This window comes from Nostoc sp. DedSLP04 (genome assembly GCF_034530775.1).
Taxonomy (GTDB): Bacteria; Cyanobacteriota; Cyanobacteriia; order Cyanobacteriales; family Nostocaceae; genus Nostoc.
This window is the reverse complement of record NZ_JAVRCL010000053.1, coordinates 15,615-37,322: the sequence shown is the minus strand read 5'-3', so window position 1 is coordinate 37,322 and position 21,708 is coordinate 15,615. Positions and strand designations below refer to the sequence as shown.

The window sequence follows — 21,708 nt, the reverse complement described above, 5'->3', positions numbered from 1 at the left end:
TTAACACATATCTACTCCCAAGATTGGAAATTATATCACAACATTTGGTCATTGGTCATTGGTCATTAGTCAATAGTGAGAAACAACATAAAGGACAAAGGACAAATGACAAAGGACAAACACAATAATATCCGTTGCCACCATACTTAGTAGCAACGGATATTAAGATTAAATCCGCTTAAAAGTCTGTGAATAGGATCTACTTATCTTTTGGTTTCTCAAAGCGAGGGGGTTCGCGAAATGCGATCGCAAAGAAGAGAGTACCTATACACAGAGTAAAAATCAAGATGTACGCAACGCTTTCCATATTACGATTTCCTCTTTATCCAGCCAGTAATTAAAGTTCTGAGTGCTGAGTGCTGTTAGCGGAAGCGGGGCGTTTAGCCCGTGCTGAGTCAGAGCCTTAACTCGGAACTCAGCACTTCTTTACTCAACACTGAAATTAAAGGGCTTCTTTCCGGCGGGTTGACTTATCGCCCACTTTCTGGAATAGACCCCACTCAACTTGCTCTTCAAGATCCGCGTCAACACCAGCAAATACGTCTCGGTAGATTGTCCGAGCGCCATGCCAGAGATGACCAAAGAAGAACAAGAGAGCAAATACGGCGTGTCCAAAGGTAAACCAACCTCTAGGACTGGTGCGGAATACACCATCAGAGTTCAAGGTTTCCCGGTCAAATTCAAAGATTTCACCGCCTTGAGCCTTACGGGCGTACTTCTTCACATCAGCTGGCTCTGTAAAGGTCTGACCATTCAGATCGCCACCGTAGAAACTAACGCTAACACCAGATTGCTCGAAGCTATACTTAGATTCTGCCCGACGGAAGGGAATGTCAGCGCGGACAATTCCATCTGCATCAGTCAAAATCACTGGGAAGGTTTCAAAGAAGTTGGGGAGACGACGTACAGTCAATTCCCGTCCTTCAGAATCTTTGAATACGGCATGACCTTGCCAAGACTGAGCAATGCCATCACCCTTCACCATTGGCCCTGTACGGAATAGACCGCCTTTAGCGGGGCTATTACCGACGTAATCGTAGAAAGCCAATTTTTCAGGAATCTGCGACCAAGCCTGAGCGAGGGTTGCACCTTCAGCAACGTTAGTTTGGACGCGGCGCTGAATTTCTTGACGGAAGTAGCCTTGATCCCATTGATAACGGGTAGGGCCAAACAATTCGATGGGCGTGGCGGCATTACCGTACCACATAGTACCAGCAACAACGAAAGCAGCAAAGAAAACTGCTGCAATACTGCTAGAAAGTACTGTTTCGATGTTCCCCATCCGTAGGGCTTTGTAGAGCCGTTCGGGGGGTCTAACTGTCAGGTGGAATAAGCCTGCAATAATACCAACAACACCAGCAGCAATGTGGTGAGCCGCAATACCACCAGGGTTATAGGGGTTAAAACCATCTGGGCCCCATTCTGGTGCTACTGCCTGGGCCGCACCAGTTACACCATAAGCGTCAGAAACCCATATCCCTGGCCCAAATAGTCCGGTGACGTGAAAAGCACCAAATCCAAAACAAAGTAGACCAGATAAGAACAGGTGAATGCCAAACATCTTTGGCAAGTCTAAGGCGGGTTCACCAGTGCGGGGATCTCTAAAGAGTTCCAAATCCCAGTAAACCCAGTGCCATACGGCAGCTAGGAACAGCAGACCGGAAAGAACAATGTGAGCGGCAGCAACGCCTTCAAATGACCAGAAGCCAGGATCGGTTGATGGCCCACCAGTAACGTTCCAACCACCCCAAGATTGAGTGACGCCCAAACGTGACATAAAGGGTAGGACGAACATCCCTTGACGCCACATCGGGTTGAGAACTGGGTCACTAGGATCAAAAACAGCTAGTTCGTAGAGTGCCATCGAACCAGCCCAGCCTGCTACTAAGGCTGTGTGCATTAGGTGTACAGAAATCAGCCGCCCTGGATCATTCAGAACGACTGTATGTACTCGGTACCAGGGTAGTCCCATCGACTACGCTCCTCCTCGATGAGTTAGTTTACAAAGCAATTTTCTTACTGAGGTTATGAGAGACGAAAATCGCCACTCATAAAACTCTCTCTTGTTTTTTGTTATTGCCAGAGCCAGAGTATCACCACAGCGTAGTCTTAAGAAGTCAGACAGCGTGGGTGCTTTGGCAATGCTTACTCGCTTCGGGAGGTTTACCTATGATAGGGTAGCCATCGCCAAGCAAAAATGAGAATGTTTTAAAAAGTGTAACTATTGATGGAATTGTTTGCAAGCGTGTAAATTGATGCGATCGCGTAGCATCTCTAAGTTTTTTCGCTACCAATACCCGTCTAGGATGAAATTTGCTTATCTTTTCTTTACGTAGGGATTGGGGACTGGGGACTGGGGACTGGGAAAATATTCTAAAATTTGCTGTAGGTAATAACCCGGAACATCATTTTTGAGCTAGCTGATTACCCAATCCCCAATCCCTAATCCCCAATCCCTAATCCCCAATCCCCAATCCCCAGTCCCCCATATTTACTGAACCACCAAGTGGATATTTTGCAGTTGACACTTTGCCTCAGCTGTACCCAGGCGTTCGATTACCTGTTCGGCGCTCATCAGACGCTTGAGTACTACTTGGCCGATGGTCTGACTACCAATTACTGGTGTTGTTGGCTTCACTTCTACGGTTAAAACGGCTTCTTCAACTCGATAAAGCCAGAGCAATTCATTTTCTTCGACTAAACAAATATTCATTCGCTGAATATCTGGTTGGCGTCGCCATGCAGTTATTTGCCAGAGTCCATCAGATGCCCAAACTCTTGCAACTGCCCATCCCTCAGATAGAAAGAAATACTTCACGGTCTTAGTCTCACTATTAGACTTTCAATCTGCTGTTAACAATATCGCGATCGCTTTAGTCGCTGATGTTCAAACACACTTCTTTTTGAGAATACAGCCGATCTTGACGAGAAAACGCTTTGTCGGTGTCTGTTCCCAAGCAGCAACAGGTGAAATCTCAACTTACACTACTTGGGCTAAGTGTCAAAGCTTAACAAGACCTATTTTTCTAGTAACTATGAATTTACGACAAATTTAACCAATGTTAAAAATTTTAATTACATAAAAACTTTTCAATACTTAACAAATCTTAAATTTAAAATTATGTATTTCATCAATGATTTTTTGTAACCAAATAGTGCATAGGCGTAGCCTGTTGTAGGCATCACAGCAATAAACTTGATTATGAAGTTGAGTATCCGCCACAAATTTTTGATTTAGATAGCTCCAGAGCGTTCCATTGCAACAAGAACCACTATAAATTGTGAAGATTCAGCATAATAGTCACAAATGTAGTAAAATTGCTGACCGCTGATATCAAATATATTAACGCCATGACCTGGTTTTCCTTGTCCGTGAAACGGTGGGGTCGGATTACACAATTCCTATCTTTGTTCTGTCTATGTTTATTTTTAGTTGTTAGTTGCGCTCCTCGTCCGCAATCAACTACGCCGCCATCTGGTTCTGTAAATACCCCTACAGGTGATGGTCGTATTACTATCGGTACAACAGCCAAGCCAAGAACCCTCGATCCGGCTGATGCTTATGAGTTAGCAGCTTTAGGTTTGGTGTTTAATATGAGCGATCGCCTCTACACCTACGAACCAGGAAGCATCGAAATTAAACCCCAATTAGCTACAGCATTACCCAAAGTCAGTCAAGACGGCTTAATTTATACCATCCCCTTACGTCAGGGAGTAGTTTTTCACGATGGGACTCCCTTTAACGCTCAAGCAATGGCCTTTACCATTCAGCGCTTTATTGAAAATAAAGGAAAACCCTCATTCTTACTAGCTGATATAGTAGATTCGGTAAAACCTACAAGCGAGTATGAGTTGACAATCAAGCTGAAAAAGTCCTTTGCAGCTTTTCCCTCACTGTTGGCGTTTCCTGGAGTGTGTGCAGTTTCGCCCAAAGCTTACGAAGTCGGCGCTGGTAAATTCAAGCCGAATATTTTTGTGGGGACTGGCCCTTACAAATTAGGACAGTATGGTACTGATTCCATCCGATTTGATGCGTTTGATAAATATTGGGGAGAAAAACCAGTTAACAAGGGTGTTAATCTCCAAATTCAAACTAGCCCGGTTAATTTGTTTAATGCTTTCCGTACAGGTGCAATCGATGTAGCTTATTTGTCGCTGCAACCAGATCAAAATCGGAGTTTGGAAGAAGGTGGTAAAAAAGGGGATTGGCAAGCGATCGCAGCTGAAGGTAGTGTAGTAAGTTATCTGGTATTAAACCGCAATCAAAAGCCTTTAGATAAATTAGAGGTAAGACAAGCGATCGCCTCCATAATTGACCGTCCACTTTTAAACGAGCGAGTATTATTTGGTCAAGCAGATCCGCTTTATAGCATGATTCCCACAACGTTTAAAGTTTCTGTGCCATTATTCAAAGATAAATATGGCGATGCTAACTTCGATCGAGCTAAAAAATTATTAACTACTGCTGGCTTCTCCAAAGAAAATCCTGCAAGAGTGCAAGTTTGGTATCCTTCTAGTTCACCTACTCGGAGTTTGGCAGCACAGACACTCAAATCTCTTGTGGATGTCAAAATGGATGGAATACTGCAATTTGAAGTTACCCAAGCGGAAGGGCCTGCCTTTTTTAAAGATATTGCCAAGGGTTTGTATCCAGCAGCTTTACTTGATTGGTATCCAGACTTTTTAGATCCAGATAATTACGTCCAGCCATTTTTGTCTTGTGACAAAGGTTCAACTGCTAAAGGATGCGAAGATGGAGGCAGTCAAACTCAGGGTTCGTTCTACTATAACGAAGCTATAAATAAACTGATTGATGGGCAACGCAAAGAACAAAACCCCGAAGTGCGTCAGAAAATTTTTAACGAAATTCAAACGCAAGTAACTACTGATGTACCTTACGTTCCCTTATGGCAAAACAAAGACTATGTATTTGCCCGAAATGGTGTTAATGGCGTAAAACTTAACCCTACCCAAATTTTGGTTTACCAGACACTTAAAAAATAATTCGTAGTTGATAATTCGGAATTCGTAATTTAATTTTTTGAGGTCTAAATTCCAACAGCTAAAAGCCGCAAAGTTGACAATTTAATGTGGTGAAAAGCCTAACTATTACGAATTACGAATTACAAATTACGAATTACGAATTACGAATTACGAATTACGAATTAAAAATTACTTATGTCTCGTTCTAAAGCTTTACAATATTACATTGTTTCTCGGTTGCTTCTTGCGCCACTCCAGCTATTAACAATTATCACCATTGTATTTCTCTTATTAAGAGCAACACCAGGAGATCCAGCAGATGCAATTCTCGGTGGACGTGCGCCAGAAGCAGCTAAAGAAGAATTGCGAAAACAACTCGGTTTAAATCTTCCCCTATGGTTACAGTACCTCAATTATTTGGGAAATTTGTTGCGCTTTGATTTGGGAAGTTCTTTGTTGAGTCGGGGAGAGAATGTTTGGGACATTATTGGGCAATATTTCCCAGCGACGGTGGAGTTAGCAGTATGTAGTATGGCGGTTGCACTTATGGTCGGAATTGCGGTTGGGACTCTTTCGGCTTCTCGTCCTGGGACATATTTTGATGTCGGTGGGCGCTTATTTGGAATTATCACCTACGCACTCCCCATGTTTTGGGCGGGAATGCTTTTGCAGTTGATTTTCTCAGTCCAACTCGGTTGGTTTCCCAATTCAAACCGCTTTCCGCCCAATCTTCCCGCTCCCATTACTGTGACTGGATTGTATACAGTTGATAGCTTACTCGGTGGAAACTTTACCCAGTTTTTCGCATCTTTGCACCATCTGGCTCTACCAAGTCTTACACTAGGAATTTTGCTCAGTGGAATTTTTGAGCGAATTGTGCGAGTGAATTTAAAGCAAACTTTGCAAGCCGATTATGTAGAAGCTGCTAGAGCCAGAGGTATTGGTGAAAATAAGATTTTAGCCTCCCATGCTTTAAAAAATGCGCTAATTCCAGTAATTACAGTATTGGGATTAACTTTTGCGTCTCTGTTGGGTGGGGCGATTTTGACAGAGGTAACATTTTCTTGGCCTGGTTTAGCTAATCGACTGTATCAAGCGATCGCCGATCGCGATTATCCCACAGTCCAGGGAGTACTAGTATTTTTTGGTGCGATCGTTGTTAGTGCCAGCATTTTAATTGATATTTTAAATGCTTATGTAGACCCGCGAATTCGATATTAGCAAAAGTTTATTAACTATTTGTAATCTTCGTGTGGGGTGGGCATCTTGCCCGCCTTTTTTAGTCAGTAATACCGCATAAGAGATGCAGTTTCACTATATTAGTTTTCTGCTACTTCCAGAAAATTTTGGCTTTCAAACAGGCAACTCAAATTACTGTCCAACATCCAAGATAAGGCTATTAAGCTGTTCCACATTTAACTTGCATATCTTGGGAGGGCGAGACGCCCACCCCACAAGAAATGTACAATTTCAGATTATGCAAACTAGATGTGGTTTAGCTTAACATTTATTCTCGATTAATGATTTTAAATCTAGGCAAAGTTTTGATAATTTTTTTAATAAGTTTAAAATAGAGCTATAGTAGTTATAAAAAATAAAAATGATTAAGATTTTATTCTTAACCATCGTCACTTAAGCAATCATTAGATGAGTTACAGCATTACAAATTAATTCTAAAACTTCGTATTATTAGCATAGATAAAATAATGGTCTGTCACTTTTACATCGGCTTTAAAACCAACTTGGATCAGATGCTTTTGCAATTCATCTTGCTGATAAAAAACTTTCACTATTTGAAATTCTTGCCCATTATTTAACTTCCGGCTTTTGTAGATACTGCCATCATCATTCAGAATATGGTTATTAGCTGTAGATGTCGGTTCAAAGCGCGAGTCAACAATAAATACTTGTCCACCGACACGCACAGATTTATAAACTTTTAGCAAAAACGATTTCAGCAATTCTGGCGGCACATGAGATAACCAGAAAGAAAAAAATACTAAATCATATTCAGCGTGTGGTTCCCAGGCAAATAAATCAATTTGGTGATATTCTACTTTTTGTGAATTTAACTTGCTGCGATTAATTTCAATTACTTCTTCGGAGGCATCAATTGCAGTAATTTTCTGTCCAATTTTTAAAAGCTCTTGTGTCCAAATTCCGGTTCCACAGGCTAATTCTAAGATTTCCTCAGCTTGGACAATTTGTTGTAAACCCTGTTTGACAATATCAACTTCTTTAAACCAACGCTGGTTTAGTTCCTCACCACGATCGTAACGACCAAGACGATAAAACCACTGATCGTATTCGTTGGCTCTAGCACGATAGTAGGCAATTTGTTGTTGCAGAATTTGATTGGTCATTGCCAGCTTATCATCTACTCTCATCAACTCTAGATAAATTTTACAGCTAAAAGTTCTGCTGGCTGGCTACGTCTACGCATTTACTATTATTGAAGTCTTATCTTCTTAAACTGCGCGGGTCGAGTGCATCTCTCAGCCCATCACCGAGTAAGTTGAATGCCAGCACTGTGAGTATAATCAGCACAGCCGGCGGCCAGATTAACCAAGGTTGCAACACCAAAATTGAAGCATTGCTAGCTAGAGAAAGCATATTTCCCCAAGAAGGGTCTGGTTGTTGAATACCCAAGCCGATGAGACTCAATATCGCCTCTGCGCCAATAAAGCTAGGAATTGCAAGAGTTGCAGAGATAACTACATAACTAGCCGTTTGCGGTAAAACATGACGGATAATTATATAAATTGGGTTCCCGCCCATTGCACGCGAGGCTTGGACAAATTCTCGCTCTTTAATTGATAGTACCTGTCCCCGAATCACCCGTGCTAAACCAGCCCAGCTAATAACCGAAGTAATCACCACAATCAGCAAAAAGCGCTGGGTACTACTTAAACCAGCTGGTAAGACTGCGCCCAATGTCACCAAAAGATAAATACTAGGGAAAGTCATTAGCACTTCTGCCAAGCGCATAATAATGCTATCGGTTACACCGCCGAAATAGCCAGAAATTCCCCCGATCAGCAAACCAAGGGGATAGGTAATGATAATGCCAAAAATCCCAATAAACATGCTGATGCGACCGCCATGTAGCAAGCGACTAAATTGGTCGCGGCCTTGGTCATCAGTGCCGAAGATGTTGACTTTTACACCACTTGTTGTGCCAAATAAATGCCAATTTAAGGGGATACCGCCAAAAATTGTGACTTCATCCCACTTCGGCGGTAATGGCAAACTCATCTGCAACAATCGGTATTCTGACCCGGAGACAAATAGACGCAGAGGCGAAGGCTTTTTCGAGTCTACAATGAGTTGGCGATCGCCTGTATCTAAATTCGTATCTCCCTGAGTTGTCGGATAAACATAAGGCCAGGTAAACTGCCCTGACTGAGAAACCCAGTGTATCTTCGTTGGTGGCAGCAGTGAACCATTAGGCTGTGAAGCATAGGGGTCATAAGGAGCTACGAAATCAGCTGCAATTACTGCTATATAGAAAATTAACAGTAAAATTGCCCCAAATCGTGCTAAAGGATTTTTCTTAAGTCGTCGCCACCAATCCATAGTAGTTAGGAGTTATAAGTTAGGAGTTATGAGTTATTAAATTTTTATCTTAATTCATAACTCATGATTAATAATTTTCAACTCCCAACTTTTGTACAGACAAGGGTTACTCGCGTCTCTACTCCTAACTCCTAACTCTTAACTGCTAACTTCTCTAAATACCGCTGCTGTTCTTCTTGTTGTTTTTCATGTTCCACAACAAACACGTTTGAGTAAAGATTTGCAAGAATTTGTTTTCCCTGTTGTGTCAATGATAGGTAATGCAGTCCTTCTTGAATATAGGGATATACGCCATTCCAGTAAAACTTAGCGTAGTTGTTACGCAAATCGGCAGGGGTTTTATAGCCCAAAACTTTATTTACACCAGTTTCTTCAAACTCGTAAAATAAAGAAGTAATTTTCTTCAGGTAACGCGGGTCACTTAGTTGACCAATTAAATCAGCAGCCCGGACTAATCCTGCAAAACACCTTGTATCTTGATGATCTTCTGCCGCAGGTACGGGAAATCGAGTCAATTCAATATTGCTCTTAATTGCCTCAGCATCGATTAATTTGTGACCTCCAAAACGCTCATCGATGAAAAGCTTGGCTCTATCAACATGATAAGGTGTCAGACTGGCATCAGAAGCACCAGCAGCTACAGAAATCATTCTGCCATTTTTACCTGTGGCATATAAGTTTGCTGTTTCTCGGTCTTGCCGACAAACCCCTTTAACGTAGCCAATATCGTGACACACTAAAGAAATAATACAATGCAACCAGTCTTCACTGGAAACACCGCCTTCCCTGATATGTTTGCCACGTAAAATTTCTTGCCCCACTAAGGCGACTAGGACTGTGTGTTCAACATTATGGTAAAGGGCATCGCTATTAGCAATGTTTTCCAAAGCCATGTTACCCGCCCAAGCGATAATATCCTGATAATCATTTTTAAAGCAGCCATAAGTGCGGCGATAGCCGTCTCGAATTTCATTTACAAAGGCATCAATTAAAATTTCAGTGGCATTGAACATATCTGCTTACTCTGGTAAATACCAATTTTTTATTGATTTGATTGATTTCAAAATTCCATAATTAAGGCCACCCTTGCTGGAATTTCAGGCAATGGAGTTTGCTCCTTTGTAACTCACGTGTAGCTGTAGACGCTAGCTTTATCTGTGCCTGAATACACGGCTTCCTGGCAACACAAAGGCTTTAGAGAAATAATTGATTACGTATAAAAAATAATTTCCTGGTCTACCAAGGTACATAAATATTTTCGACTCTAATTAGATAAATCTAGATCGGCTATATTAGTTTTTCATATTTAGGCATTGGTTGACAGTGATCTCAATACAGATGGTGTGTGACATAGAGTAGCTTTATGAGATGAGAGAATTTTTTGTATCATAATCTACATAAAATTTATTACCATGTTTTAATAGTAATTTTGCTTACTTAAAAAGTTATATTATATACTGTTGCAGATAAAAGACATTCACTATGAAATGCGTCATAGTTGATATCGAAGTAAATAAACTTCAAGTTTTCTTAAGAAAATACCAAGGTTTGGTATGTATAAACAGCAAGTAGAGGTGAAATGTGAGCGATGAAAGTCTTTCAGAAGTTGAGGTGGAAGAAGCTATAACCTCTGAAGATAGGAATTTTTTAAGCAAATCAGATCAAAAGCAGACCAGGGCATGGTTGAAGCCATTATTCTTGGGTACTGGTTTAGGAATTGCGATCGCCTTACTTGCAATGAGTGTATTAAATCGTTTTCCATCCCGTCAACAAAGCGTAGTAGCGGATAAAAAAGTTAACCCAGCGATGACAGTTACTATCGCCACAGTAGAAAGCGCCCGTGTTGTCCGTACACTCAAAACTACTGGGACTGTAGCCGCGAGTGATTTAATTCCGGTGCTACCGCAAACAAACGGTTTACAAATTAAAAGCATCCCCGCAAATGTCAAAGAAGGAGCTTTTGTCAAACAAGGTCAAGTGTTGGCAGTGTTAGATGGTTCCATACTGCAAAGCCAAATTAGCCAAGCAAAAGCAGATGTGGAATCGAAACAAGCAGATGTGGCATCCAAACAAGCCGATTTGGCATCCAAGCAGGCAGATTTGCTATCAAATAAAGCAATAGTCCAGCAAAAACAAGCCGATTTAGCTCAAGCTAAGGCGAGGTTGGAGGAAGCAGCCAAAAATTATCAGCGCTATCAACAACTTGCTGACTCTGGGACAATTAGCAAACAAGAACTTGATACTCGTTCTTACGCTGTGAAAACTGCCATAGAAGTTGTGAACCTGTCCCAAGAAAATATACGTAGTGCCCAGGCTAATATCGGCAGTGCCCAAGCTAATATTAATAACGCCCAAGCCATCGTCAACAAAGCCAAAGCCGATGTTAAAAGCAGTGCTGCGAAAGTACAACAACTGCAAACTCAATTGAGACAAACTGTAGTACGTGCGCCGGTTTCAGGAGTAATCGCCGAGAAACTAGCTAGAGTCGGTGATGTCACTGGCGTACCGCCGCAAACCCAAGTGGGGACGGTGATTGGTGGCACACAAAAGCTATTTTCGATTATCCGAGATGAAAAGTTAGAACTTCAGGCGAAGGTGCCCGAAACTCAACTAACTCAGGTGAAAATTGGCGCATCGGTGCAAATCACTTCTGATGTCGATCGCCGGGTGCGATCGCAAGGACGAGTCAGAGACATACAACCACAGCTGAACGATCAAAGACGGGAGGCGACAGTGAAAATTGACTTGCCGCCAACAACTTTACTTAAACCAGGAATGTTTGCTAGTGCTGCAATTACTACTGACTCTGGGATGAAAATGGTAGTGCCACAAAAAGCAGTGCAGTCCCAAGCTGACGCAAGTGTAATTGTATTCATCTTATCGAGTGAAAATACAGTCAGCAGCCAGAAAGTCGAATTAGGAGATCCTGGAAATAACGACACCGTAGAAATCAAGAGTGGGTTACAGTTAGGCGATCGCGTTGTCGTTGATGGTGCAGGCTATCTCAAAGATGGCGATCGGGTTCGAGTTGCAAATTGAAGGGAATAGGGAAAAATAACCAATGACAAATGACTAATGACCCTTCGGGTTCGCAGTTGCTTATGGGGGAAACCCCCAAGACCGCACTGGCTCACCAATGACCAATGACCAATGACAAATCCCAAATCTCAAATTTCCCAATGTCTTTTAATATCTCAGCCTGGTCGATAAAAAAACCTGTTCCCACGATCGTTTTATTTTTAATTTTGACGGTTGTCGGTTGGTTCTCATTCATATCCTTGGGGATTGATACTAACCCAAATATTGATGTACCAACAGTTTCGATCAAAGTCAGCCAACCAGGTGCAGGCCCAGCAGAACTAGAATCTCAAGTGACGAAAAAAATTGAAGATGCTGTGGCAGGGTTGGGTAATATCGATTACATGATTTCCACCATTAGCGATGGGAATTCTCAGACGACAATTAACTTTGTTTTGGGTACAGATAGCGATCGCGCCACCAATGATGTTCGGAATGCGATCGCTCAAATTCGCCAAGATTTACCCCAAGACATTAACGATCCAATTGTGGAACGCCTAGAATTTTCCGGCGGCCCGGTGATTACCTACGCAGTTAAATCAGATCGGCGTTCTGTAGAAGAGTTAAGCAATCTCGTAGACCAAACTATTAGCCGTGCCTTATTGGGAGTTCGGGGTGTAGCACAAATTCAGCGTGTGGGTGGCGTTGACCGAGAAATTCGGATTAATCTTAATCCAGATCGCTTACAATCTCTAGCGATCACCGCCACTCAGGTAAACGACCAAATCCGCGCTTTGAACATTAACTTACCTGGCGGACGTGCTGAAGTTGGTGGTAGCGAACAAAGTATCCGTACTTTAGGAAGTGCCGTCAGTGTGGATATTTTGAAAACCTACGAAATCGTTTTACCACAAGGTGGTTCTGTACCTTTATCTAGCCTGGGAACTGTAGAAGATAAATTTGGTGATGTACGTCAAGCCGCCCGTTTGAATAATCAACCTGTGGTAGCTTTTCAAGTCTTGCGTAGTACTGGCAGCGTTCTGGTGACAGTAGAAGAAGGAGTGAAAGCAGCAGTCAAACAACTAGAAAAAACCCTTCCCCCAGATGTCAAACTGGATTTAATTTTTACTAGAGCCGATATTGTCCGTCAATCTTACCAAAGCACCATTGATGAATTGATACAAGCTTCGGTGCTGGCGGTCATCGTTATTTTAGTGTTTTTGCGGAACTGGCGAGCAACATTAATTACGGCTGTTGCCTTACCCTTGTCAATAATTCCCACCTTCGCAGTGCAGCAAGCCCTTGGTTACACCCTCAACAACATGACTTTGTTGGCATTAGCCCTGGCGGTGGGCAACTTGGTAGATGATGCCGTTGTGGAAATTGAAAACATGGAACGCCACATGGCTATGGGCAAGTCAGCTTGGGAAGCGGCTTTTGAGTCTTCCGACGAAGTAGGATTAGCGGTAATCGCCAGTTCAGCGACGATTATTGCAGTGTTTCTGCCCGTTGCCTTTATGGGTGGGATTCCGGGGCAATTTTTTCAACCATTTGGCGTTACCGTTGCCGTTTCCACAATTTTCTCAACTCTTGTCGCGCGGATGGTTACGCCGATGATGGGGGCGTATCTTTTACAGGAGGCAGAGGGGCAAGGGGGCAGGGGGGCAGAGGGGCAGGGGGGAATAATAAAAATTTTTAATTTTAAATTTACACTTCCAGGTGGTGGGAACGGAAGTAGAAAACTTGGAGATGAAAAGCGTCAAGGTTTTCAACCTTATAGATCGCTTTTACAGTGGGCGTTACGCCATAGATTGACAACAATAGCGATCGCTTTAGCTTTTTTTATTGCCAGTGCAATGCTGGTTCCTTTAATTCCCAAGGGTTTTGTTGATGATGGTGATTTCGGAATTTCCAACGTATCTATAGAACTTCCTCCTGGTTCCACATTAGAAGACGTTAACAAGGTAGTCACACAAGCAACTGATATTATCCGCCAAAATCCAGTAGTTGAACGCGTACTAGCAACAGAAGAGATCAATTCTGCCAGCCTTGCGATTAATCTCAAACCCAGAGAGAAACGAAATATTTCCCAAAAACAGTTTGAGGAACAAGTGCGTCCTAACTTTGAGCAAATACCAGGAGCTAGAATTAGTTTTCAAAGTCAGTCACCAGGTGACAGTCGCAAAGGTTTATCAATTGTCCTCAGAAGTGAAAATCCCGCAGCATTGAATCAAGCTGCTGATGCCTTAGAAAAGCAGATGCGATCGCTAGCCGGATTGGTAGAAGTGGCATCTACTGCAAGTTTAGTCAAACCAGAGATTTTGGTAATTCCCAACCCGCAACGGGCAGCAGATTTGGGTGTGACAGTGCAAGCGATCGCTCGGACTGCTTCCCTTGCCACCATCGGCGATAATGAGGCGAACTTGGCGAAATTTAATTTAAGCGATCGTCAAATCCCCATTCGCGTCCAAATCGATCCGCAAGCGCGAGCTGATATCAACACAATCACAAATCTACAAGTCCCCAGTCAAAATGGCAGATTAGTTCCCCTGATAGCAGTGGCAGATATCCGCTTTGGTAGCGGCCCTGCTACCATCAATCGTTACGATCGCGCCCGTCAAGTAGCTGTAGAAGCGAATTTGCAAGGGCTTTCTTTAGGAGAGGCAGTCCAGACAATCAATAAACTACCTGCAATGCAAAACTTACCACCAGGAGTAGTACAGCAACCATCAGGTAGTGCCAAAATTATGCAAGACATTTTTGGTCGCTTTGGCGGTGCATTGGGGCTGGCATTAATGTGTATCTATGCAATTCTGGTGCTGCTGTATAACAACTTTCTCCATCCATTATCGATTATGGCAGCCTTACCCTTTTGTTTAGGCGGGGCATTGGTAGCGTTGATGGTTGCTCAAAAACCCTTAGGAATATATGCCCTGATTGGTATCGTGTTGCTGTTGGGGATTGTCACTAAAAACTCGATTCTGTTAGTTGACTATACCATCATCAACATGCAAGAAGGCAAAACCCAACGTCAGGCGCTCGTTGAATCAGGCGTATCACGTCTGCGTCCAATTTTAATGACTTCTTTCGCAACGATCGCCGGGATTCTGCCCTTAGCATTGGGAATCGGCGTGGGTTCTGAAGTTCGCCAACCAATGGGAATTGCCATTATGGGCGGTTTTACAACTTCCACTCTGTTGACACTGGTAGTAGTACCAGTGATATTTAGCTACATTGACAACTTCCAAACTTGGATTATGGATACAATGCGCTATGGCTTTGGTAAAAAACCATCGCGTCAATAATGCCCAATCAATTTTGGATTTGTAATTTTAGATTTTATAGTGTTTCTCGGCTGAGTCCAATACAGACCTAACAAGAACAGCCCCAACCCATTTAGGTTTAAGCGTAAGTTTTACCCCTGTCTAACCCTCCCCGTATGTATTGGGGAGGGAACTAAATTTTATGTTTCCCCCTTTTTAAGGCTACGGTGTATACACAAGTCTGAAATAGCTGAAAAACCCAAGGTTTTACCCCACCCTAACCCTCCCCTTAGAAAGGGGAGGGAACTAGATTTTCCAGTTTCCCCCCAATACATCGGGGGGATTAAGGGGGGTAATACGACTTGTGTGTACACCGTAGTTCCTTGCCAAGGGGAGGGGTTCTTGAGGTTTAATAAGTAACTAAGCGGACATGATATTACTCAATAAAAAGTCAATTTTCTTTGGCAAACTAATAGTAAAACACAATCTGGTTTAGGAGTAATATCATGTCCGCCAAATTACCCATAATAAAAGAACCCCACCCCCAACCCCTCCCCGCCTGCGGGGAGGGGAGACAAAGCACAGCTTTGGCGGGGTGGGGTTCTTCGGGTTTAATAAGCAATCAAGCGGACATGATATAATATCTTTGATGAAAAATATCTTCATCTGTGCAGTTGTCATCTGCGCAACTTGTATTTACCCAATTCAGGCATTAGCAGGAGAAAGACCTTCTGCGATTTTTCATGCATTTGACCAGCAGTATACTGATATTGAAAAGTTTGTCTGTGAAATAGGGAAGCAAGGATACTCTCACATTCAAATTTCTCCAGCCCAAAAATCTAATCCTGCTCCAGAATGGTGGACCCGCTATCAACCTGTAGATTACAGCGTTATCGAAGGTAGAGGTTCACTCTTAAATTTAAAAAAGCTTATTAATCAAGCCCACAATTGTCAGGTCAAAGTGATTGCTGATGTTGTTTTCAATCACATGGCTAATTTAGATGGCAATGATGATTTTGAAGATTTAACTAAATTTTCAGGTCTTTCTATAAATGACTTTAATTGGGATTTAAATCGTCCAGGGAAAAAATCTTGTAGCATTAATTATAGTGATGGCAATAGAGATTCAGAAATTAATTGTTGGTTAGGTGGACTTCCTGAATTGAGATTTACCAATAATGTTAAAAAAATTCAAAAAGCTCATTTAAAAAAACTGCTAGATTTAGGAATTGATGGATTTCGGTTTGATGCTGCCAAGCATATGCCAGCAGATGTTCTTAAAGAGTACATCAGCTATGTGGATCGACAAAGTCAAGGCAAAGCATGGAATTATCTTGAGGTAATCACAGATAGTGACACCAGTGCAGAAAATTATAACTGGATTGCTGCTGTCACAGATTTTGTTCTCTACAATTCAATGAAAAATGCCTTCAGCTTTGGTGGAGATTTGCGTTCTCTGCGAGTTCCGACAGCCATAAACGATCCGCGTAGCGTCACTTTTGGCAGAAACCACGATACGATCCGCGATATTAATTCTAATGCCATTAACCCCTATAGCGATCCTTCTGATTCTTTCCTCGCAACAGCATATATCTTGGCGAGAGAAAGTGGCACTCCTTTAATACTCAACTGGGATAATAGAGATGCTGCTTTTATGAAACATGGTGTCAAATTCCGCCAAATTATGCATCAACGAGGAACTCAGGGAAAAAATACCAAAGAAAATGTTTTAGCAGCAATTGATAGTCCGACTGTATTACTAATGGAGCGGGGCAGTGAAGGATTTTTTGTTGTCAATAAAGGGGAGAATAAATTTAATATCTCAGCACTGGATTTGACCTTAACGAATTTAGATGGATGTTATCGGGAACTCCGTAATAATTTTACTGTTGCGATTGAACGTCGCCAAGGTGAGAAAAAATTTATAACTCGTTGGAGAAGCTGGAATAGAGGCGGTATGGAAGTTCAAAAACGCGATGCACTCTATTTTGTTCGAGAACCTTTTAATCAATGTCAAATATAGATGCTCTCTCCTGCCTCTGCCTCCTGCCTCCTGCCTCCTGCCTCCTGCCTCCTGCCTACTTCAATGTAAGCGTACAGATACACTACCTGCATGGGCTGGCAAACCTTCTGCCTCTGCTAAGGTGACAGCTGCTTTGCCTATTGTCTGTAATGATTCTTTGTCACATTCTAAAAAAGTAATTCGTTTGAGAAAGTCGTAGACACTCAAACCAGAAGCAAAGCGGGCAGAACGGGCAGTTGGCAGTACATGGTTGGGGCCACCTAAATAATCGCCAATCGCTTCTGGAGTATAGCGTCCTAAAAACACGCTGCCGGCACACTTAATTTGATTGGCAAGGAGTTGCGGATTATCCACACACAATTCCACATGTTCTGGAGCTAGTTGATTGAGCAGTGGTATACTCTCGGCTAAATCGCTAACTAGAATCACGGCTGCATAATTTTGCCAACTTGCACTGGCAACTTCTCTGGTAGGTAAATCGGTGAGAACTTTCTCAACAGCCTTTATTACTTGTTGCGCGAAGATTTCGGAATCAGTAATTAAGATTGACTGGGCACTAGGATCGTGTTCTGCTTGCGATAGTAAATCCCAGGCAATCCAATCTGGGTTGTTCTGGTTGTCAGCTACCACTAAAATTTCTGAAGGGCCAGCGATGCTATCAATGCCAACAGTGCCAAAGACTTGACGCTTGGCTTCAGCAACATAAGCATTACCAGGGCCAACAATTTTATCTACTGGGGCAATGCTTTCTGTACCATAAGCTAATGCTGCGATCGCTTGCGCCCCACCAATGCCATATATTTCTGTAACACCAGCAACTTGAGCAGCAGCCAATACGACAGGATTAATCTCACCACCAGGCATCGGTACTGTCATGACAATTCTTTCAACACCAGCAATTTTGGCTGGTAAGGCATTCATCAACAAAGAACTTGGATAGCTAGCCCGTCCCCCTGGTACATAAATTCCCACTTGCGACAACGCTACCCAATTCAATCCCAGTTTTACCCCGACTGCATCGCTGTAGGCAATATCTTGTGGTAATTGTTTTTGATGGAAAGCTACAATCCTCTCAGCAGCAAATTCCAGCGCAGCCAAGACATCAGCAGGGCATTGCGTTGCGTGTTCGGCAATAAAACTTTCGCTTAGATGCAAAGACTGGAGATGGTTGCGATCGAAGCGGCTAGTATAATCCTTAACTGCGGCATCACCACGCACTTTGACATCAGCTAGAATCTCGCGTACTGTCCCACTAACATCAACTGTAACTTCCCGGCGATCGCTTACAAGGGTATGGAATTTGACAGAAAAATCTTTGTCGGTAGTTTGAAGTAGCTGCATGGACAATAGCTTAAAAGCAGTGAGGTCAATAATTAGTTTAACTCCTGATTAACTTGCTCGATATGGCTGTGGCTTATATGCATCACTCTTTTCAGATGTAAGCTGAAAGAAAGCCACAAAAGATTATGAGTTAACATCCTATGCAGCAGTCCACAAGAGGCAATTACCGGGATCTTTGGCGGCAGCTTGTTACTTTGGCTGCAATCTTTGGTGCTTTTGTTATCAACGTAGTATCGAACATTTTTCCGCTCAATGGACTTAACATCGGGGAAATTTCCAATACTTTGTTTAAAAATGTCTTGATTATCCCTGCTAATTACGCCTTTGCGATCTGGGGGCTGATTTACCTGGGGTTGTTTGCTTTTGGCGTATACCAAGCTCTACCTAATCAACGATATGAGGCTGATTTACGTAAGACAGGTTATCTGTTAGCGATCGCCTGTGTTGCTCAAAGTATTTGGGTATATCTGTTTCTGTCTCGGCTTTTTGCTTTTTCTGTAATTGCAATGCTCTTGATTCTGTTGCCCCTGATTGCTGTCTATGTGCAGTTAGAAATTGGCAAATCGCGTGTGCCTCGGCTGAAAAAATGGTGTATTCACTTTCCGATTAGTATTTATCTAGGCTGGATTAGCGTCGCGACTATTGTCAATGTAGCGTCTGCCTTGGATTTTCACGGGTGGAACGGTTGGGGGATTTCTCCTGTAATCTGGACTCTCATCATGGTATTGATAGCAACAGCAGTTGCAGCAGTTATGGTTATCCAGCGTCGAGACATCGCTTATGCAGGAGTAATAGTCTGGGCATTAGTGGCGATGGCTGCGCCAACGTCTGCGACGAACGCACTCAAGCATTTTGATAACTCAATGCTCAGAAATACCGTATTGGTTTTGGCCATTTTCCTAGTTTTAATCGCTACGATTAACAGCTTACGCACCCAACAAGAACATATTTAAGTGTAATAACATACCCGCCCAGCGTTTGTTAAGAGAGAACTTTTAGAAGCGTTCGTTAAGCACGCACAATAAGGGTCGGTTGTTACACACACCAGTCTGATTGTCATTAGCCAAAATAGATAGTTAAAGCCGGAATCGTCTAAAAAATTCAAAATTTATAGAAATGAAAAATATTATCTCGATTGGTTGGAATAACTGGTTAAAAGGGCATAAAGAATCTGTTTTACTATTTGACTCAATTACTGCCGCTAATGAGATTGCTCTAATGCTTAACGGTCAATGGGATGGCTGCAATGGTGTAATTATAACTTCTAATGATGAAATAGCTGTTAACACTGCTGCCAAACTATTACAAGCTACATGGTGTTATCAAGGCACATCAAAAGCCGTTTTGAACAGAGTAACAACTGATGAAATTTTACGCCGTTATGCAATCGGAGAAAGAAATTTTGTTAATGCTAATTTGAGGTGTGCAGTACTTGCGACCATGAAGCTAAGTGAAATTAACTTAAGTTATGCCTCATTGAGTTGGGCAAACTTAAGTCAAGCTAATCTCAGTAAAGCTGATTTAACAGCAGCAGACCTCAGTCAAGCGAATTTAAGTGGAGCCGATTTAAGTAAAGCATACCTGATGAGGGCTAACCTAAGCGAGGCAAACTTGCAAAAAGCTTCACTTCAGGGGGCTAACCTTAGTGGTGCTAACTTAAGTGAAGTCAACCTCAGTGGTGCAGATTTAACAGGAGCTAATCTGTCACTAGCAGACCTAAGAGGGGCAAATTTTCACTTGTGCAATTTGAGTGGGGCTAACCTAACAAATGCCAAGTTAATTGAAAGTGACTTGGCTTTTGCTCAACAATCATCGCCTGACTCCAGTATTACCTCTAGTCAGTTCCACCCCAAGTCCAGGTAGGATTGCCATTCTTGAAACTATTTTTTAACACTACTAGGGGATAATCATTAGGATCGAAGCCACCAGCCAAATCCAAGATGAAATAAACTTTACCTTTAACAAAGTGCATCCGTAAATAATTAATCTTTCCAGAGTAGTCTTGCCCATCAACCTTAGTCATTCCAGCAGAAGCAATGCATCTAGCATATTTTGGTTTGAGTGTCCCAACCCATGTAACGCTAAAGTTATTACTGGCTTGAACAGAAATATTAGTAGCATAGGCACTCAGGTTAATAGAGCCATCTGTTGCAAAACTACCTTCTTGATAAGGACGGGGTTTTTCAGTGACAATCACTTTGCTTGGACAGCTTTGTTTTTGCTCGTTTTCACTATAAATTTTTAGCTCAATGTTTTGTGATTGATTTTGTGCTTGGACGCACCAGTTGGACAACAAAGGCAGTAAACCAATACTTGTGCCTATAATCAAAATCAATGGTCTAAATGAAATCATACTCATATCCAAACCAATACTAAATTGAATAAACTGATTGGCTAAGTAAAAGGCTGTTGATAGAACAATACGCTTGGGTTAGGGCCAAAAACCATATACTACGTAGGTTGGGTTGAGGAACGAAGCCCAACATTTTCATAGCTTTGTTAGGTTGCGCTTTGCTTCACCCAACCTACAATTCTTCTACTTAGAAACAAACAAACGGGGGAAACAGCAAATTCAGTTCCCTCCCCAATCCACAGGGAACCACTGCGGTCTTCTCCCAAAGGGAGACGCCAAGGGCGATGGGGTTTCCCCAAGTGGAGCAAGTAGCGTGAGGGTTAGGGTGGAGTAAAACCCAAATTTATCAAGCAATAGCCTCTTGCTTAGGCTTTCGCACCGGACGCTTGCGATCGCTTCGACGAACGCCCCCCGCCATTTTATACTCATCGCTATTCTTGCCATACTTTGCAGCTACACTGAGTAACATGTGTTCTGTTAGTTCCATCAGCGACTTTTCGGCAACTTCTAAGGCTCCCTGAGTCAGATCCACGGTGGAAAGGCTTGAGTTATAAGCTTCCAATTTGTCTTGCGTTGTTTTGATGATGGCTGCAAAGGAGTCAATTGTTACCCCATTGCCTAAGTCTAAGGTGGAACTGATCGATTTCAAAGCCGCAATCCGACGCTGTGCTTTATCAATTACTTTAGACCCGCGTTTTGGACGTGACATAAATCACTTTCCTATTATTAATAATGCACCAGGATAAAAACTGACTTCTACCTTGGACTGTACAGCACTAGGATAGACAGCATTAGGGTTACTTGACACCCGCATTATTAAGTATAAATTAATTTATTTAGTACAATTACATTGAATAGTTTTATGTAAATTCTCGGAGATTGCCCGAATTCAATCAACCACTGCCCGAATTCAATTAACCACTGCCCGAATTCAATCAACCACTGCCCGAATTCAATTAACCACTGCCCGAATTCAATTAACCACTGCCCGAATTCAATTAACCACTGCCCGAATTCAATTAACCACTGCCCGAATTCAATTAACCACTGCCCGAATTCAATTAACCACTGTCCAAATTCAATCAACCACTGCTCGAAAACAGCGCTAAATTCAAGATTGAGAACTGAAATTACTAAAAAAATGGAATCAG

General features: G+C 42.4%; 17 protein-coding genes. 7 read left to right on the top strand and 10 right to left on the bottom strand.

Translation table 11 applies throughout. The annotated features are described in order from the left end of the window. Nucleotides 1-199: 199 nt before the first annotated feature. From RMX89_RS25325 to RMX89_RS25315, 3 genes are all read right to left on the bottom strand, one after another. Entirely contained in the window at nt 200-307 is a 108-nt protein-coding gene (locus tag RMX89_RS25325) for a photosystem II reaction center protein T (RefSeq protein WP_084227385.1), read from the bottom strand. A 135-nt stretch (nt 308-442) separates the two neighbouring features. Beyond that, entirely contained in the window at nt 443-1,972 is a 1,530-nt protein-coding gene (gene psbB / locus RMX89_RS25320) for a photosystem II chlorophyll-binding protein CP47 (RefSeq protein WP_322690891.1), read from the bottom strand. Between the two features lie 519 nt (nt 1,973-2,491). Further along, entirely contained in the window at nt 2,492-2,818 is a 327-nt protein-coding gene (locus RMX89_RS25315; protein ID WP_289795423.1) for a hypothetical protein, read from the bottom strand. A 533-nt stretch (nt 2,819-3,351) separates the two neighbouring features. On the opposite strand from RMX89_RS25315, the gene RMX89_RS25310 reads away from it, so the two are divergent. Both RMX89_RS25310 and RMX89_RS25305 read left to right on the top strand, forming a co-directional pair. Beyond that, the gene (locus RMX89_RS25310; protein WP_322690890.1) at nt 3,352-5,004 is read left to right on the top strand and encodes an ABC transporter substrate-binding protein; all 1,653 of its coding nucleotides are present in this window, start codon (nt 3,352-3,354) and stop codon (nt 5,002-5,004) included. Nucleotides 5,005-5,178: 174 nt separating this feature from the next. Beyond that, nucleotides 5,179-6,204, top strand: a complete 1,026-nt coding sequence (locus RMX89_RS25305; RefSeq protein ID WP_322690889.1) for an ABC transporter permease — start codon at nt 5,179-5,181, stop codon at nt 6,202-6,204. A gap of 452 nt (nt 6,205-6,656) precedes the next feature. On the opposite strand, the gene RMX89_RS25300 is transcribed toward RMX89_RS25305, so the two are convergent. The 3 genes from RMX89_RS25300 to RMX89_RS25290 all read right to left on the bottom strand — a co-directional run bounded on the left by RMX89_RS25300 (nt 6,657) and on the right by RMX89_RS25290 (nt 9,572). Continuing rightward, nucleotides 6,657-7,346: a class I SAM-dependent methyltransferase gene (locus RMX89_RS25300; RefSeq protein WP_322690888.1), complete on the bottom strand. Its 690-nt coding sequence runs from the start codon at nt 7,344-7,346 to the stop codon at nt 6,657-6,659. Between the two features lie 97 nt (nt 7,347-7,443). Beyond that, complete coding sequence (locus RMX89_RS25295; protein ID WP_322690887.1) at nt 7,444-8,559, bottom strand: ABC transporter permease; 1,116 nt, start codon at nt 8,557-8,559, stop codon at nt 7,444-7,446. A gap of 131 nt (nt 8,560-8,690) precedes the next feature. Further along, nucleotides 8,691-9,572, bottom strand: coding sequence for an Npun_R2479 family HD domain-containing metalloprotein (locus RMX89_RS25290; protein ID WP_322637286.1), 882 nt, complete (start codon nt 9,570-9,572; stop codon nt 8,691-8,693). Between the two features lie 568 nt (nt 9,573-10,140). Between RMX89_RS25290 and RMX89_RS25285 the strand changes: the two genes are divergently transcribed. From RMX89_RS25285 to RMX89_RS25275, 3 genes are all read left to right on the top strand, one after another. Beyond that, nucleotides 10,141-11,598: an efflux RND transporter periplasmic adaptor subunit gene (locus RMX89_RS25285; RefSeq protein WP_322690886.1), complete on the top strand. Its 1,458-nt coding sequence runs from the start codon at nt 10,141-10,143 to the stop codon at nt 11,596-11,598. Nucleotides 11,599-11,738: 140 nt separating this feature from the next. Then, a complete protein-coding gene (locus tag RMX89_RS25280) occupies nt 11,739-14,882 on the top strand; it encodes an efflux RND transporter permease subunit (RefSeq protein ID WP_322690885.1) in 3,144 nt (1,047 codons plus the stop codon). 607 nt (nt 14,883-15,489) lie between these two features. Next, nucleotides 15,490-16,863: an alpha-amylase family glycosyl hydrolase gene (locus RMX89_RS25275; RefSeq protein ID WP_322690884.1), complete on the top strand. Its 1,374-nt coding sequence runs from the start codon at nt 15,490-15,492 to the stop codon at nt 16,861-16,863. A 60-nt stretch (nt 16,864-16,923) separates the two neighbouring features. Here the strand turns inward: RMX89_RS25275 and hisD are convergent, their stop codons facing one another. Next, nucleotides 16,924-18,204, bottom strand: a complete 1,281-nt coding sequence (gene hisD, locus RMX89_RS25270) for a histidinol dehydrogenase (protein WP_322690883.1) — start codon at nt 18,202-18,204, stop codon at nt 16,924-16,926. A gap of 140 nt (nt 18,205-18,344) precedes the next feature. On the opposite strand from hisD, the gene RMX89_RS25265 reads away from it, so the two are divergent. Together RMX89_RS25265 and RMX89_RS25260 are read left to right on the top strand one after the other, a co-directional pair. Then, nucleotides 18,345-19,157 (top strand): tryptophan-rich sensory protein, encoded by an 813-nt coding sequence (locus RMX89_RS25265; protein WP_322690882.1) that lies wholly within the window; start codon nt 18,345-18,347, stop codon nt 19,155-19,157. A 163-nt stretch (nt 19,158-19,320) separates the two neighbouring features. Next, the gene (locus tag RMX89_RS25260) at nt 19,321-20,067 is read left to right on the top strand and encodes a pentapeptide repeat-containing protein (RefSeq protein ID WP_322690881.1); all 747 of its coding nucleotides are present in this window, start codon (nt 19,321-19,323) and stop codon (nt 20,065-20,067) included. Here the strand turns inward: RMX89_RS25260 and RMX89_RS25255 are convergent. The 3 genes from RMX89_RS25255 to RMX89_RS25245 form a co-directional block, all read right to left on the bottom strand. Beyond that, on the bottom strand, nt 20,039-20,563 hold the full coding sequence (locus RMX89_RS25255; RefSeq protein ID WP_322690880.1) for a hypothetical protein: 525 nt from the start codon (nt 20,561-20,563) through the stop codon (nt 20,039-20,041). The genes RMX89_RS25260 and RMX89_RS25255 overlap by 29 nt on opposite strands. A gap of 340 nt (nt 20,564-20,903) precedes the next feature. After that, complete coding sequence (locus tag RMX89_RS25250) at nt 20,904-21,266, bottom strand: hypothetical protein (RefSeq protein ID WP_322690879.1); 363 nt, start codon at nt 21,264-21,266, stop codon at nt 20,904-20,906. A 107-nt stretch (nt 21,267-21,373) separates the two neighbouring features. Then, complete coding sequence (locus RMX89_RS25245) at nt 21,374-21,643, bottom strand: hypothetical protein (RefSeq protein WP_322690878.1); 270 nt, start codon at nt 21,641-21,643, stop codon at nt 21,374-21,376. Nucleotides 21,644-21,708 lie beyond the last annotated feature (65 nt).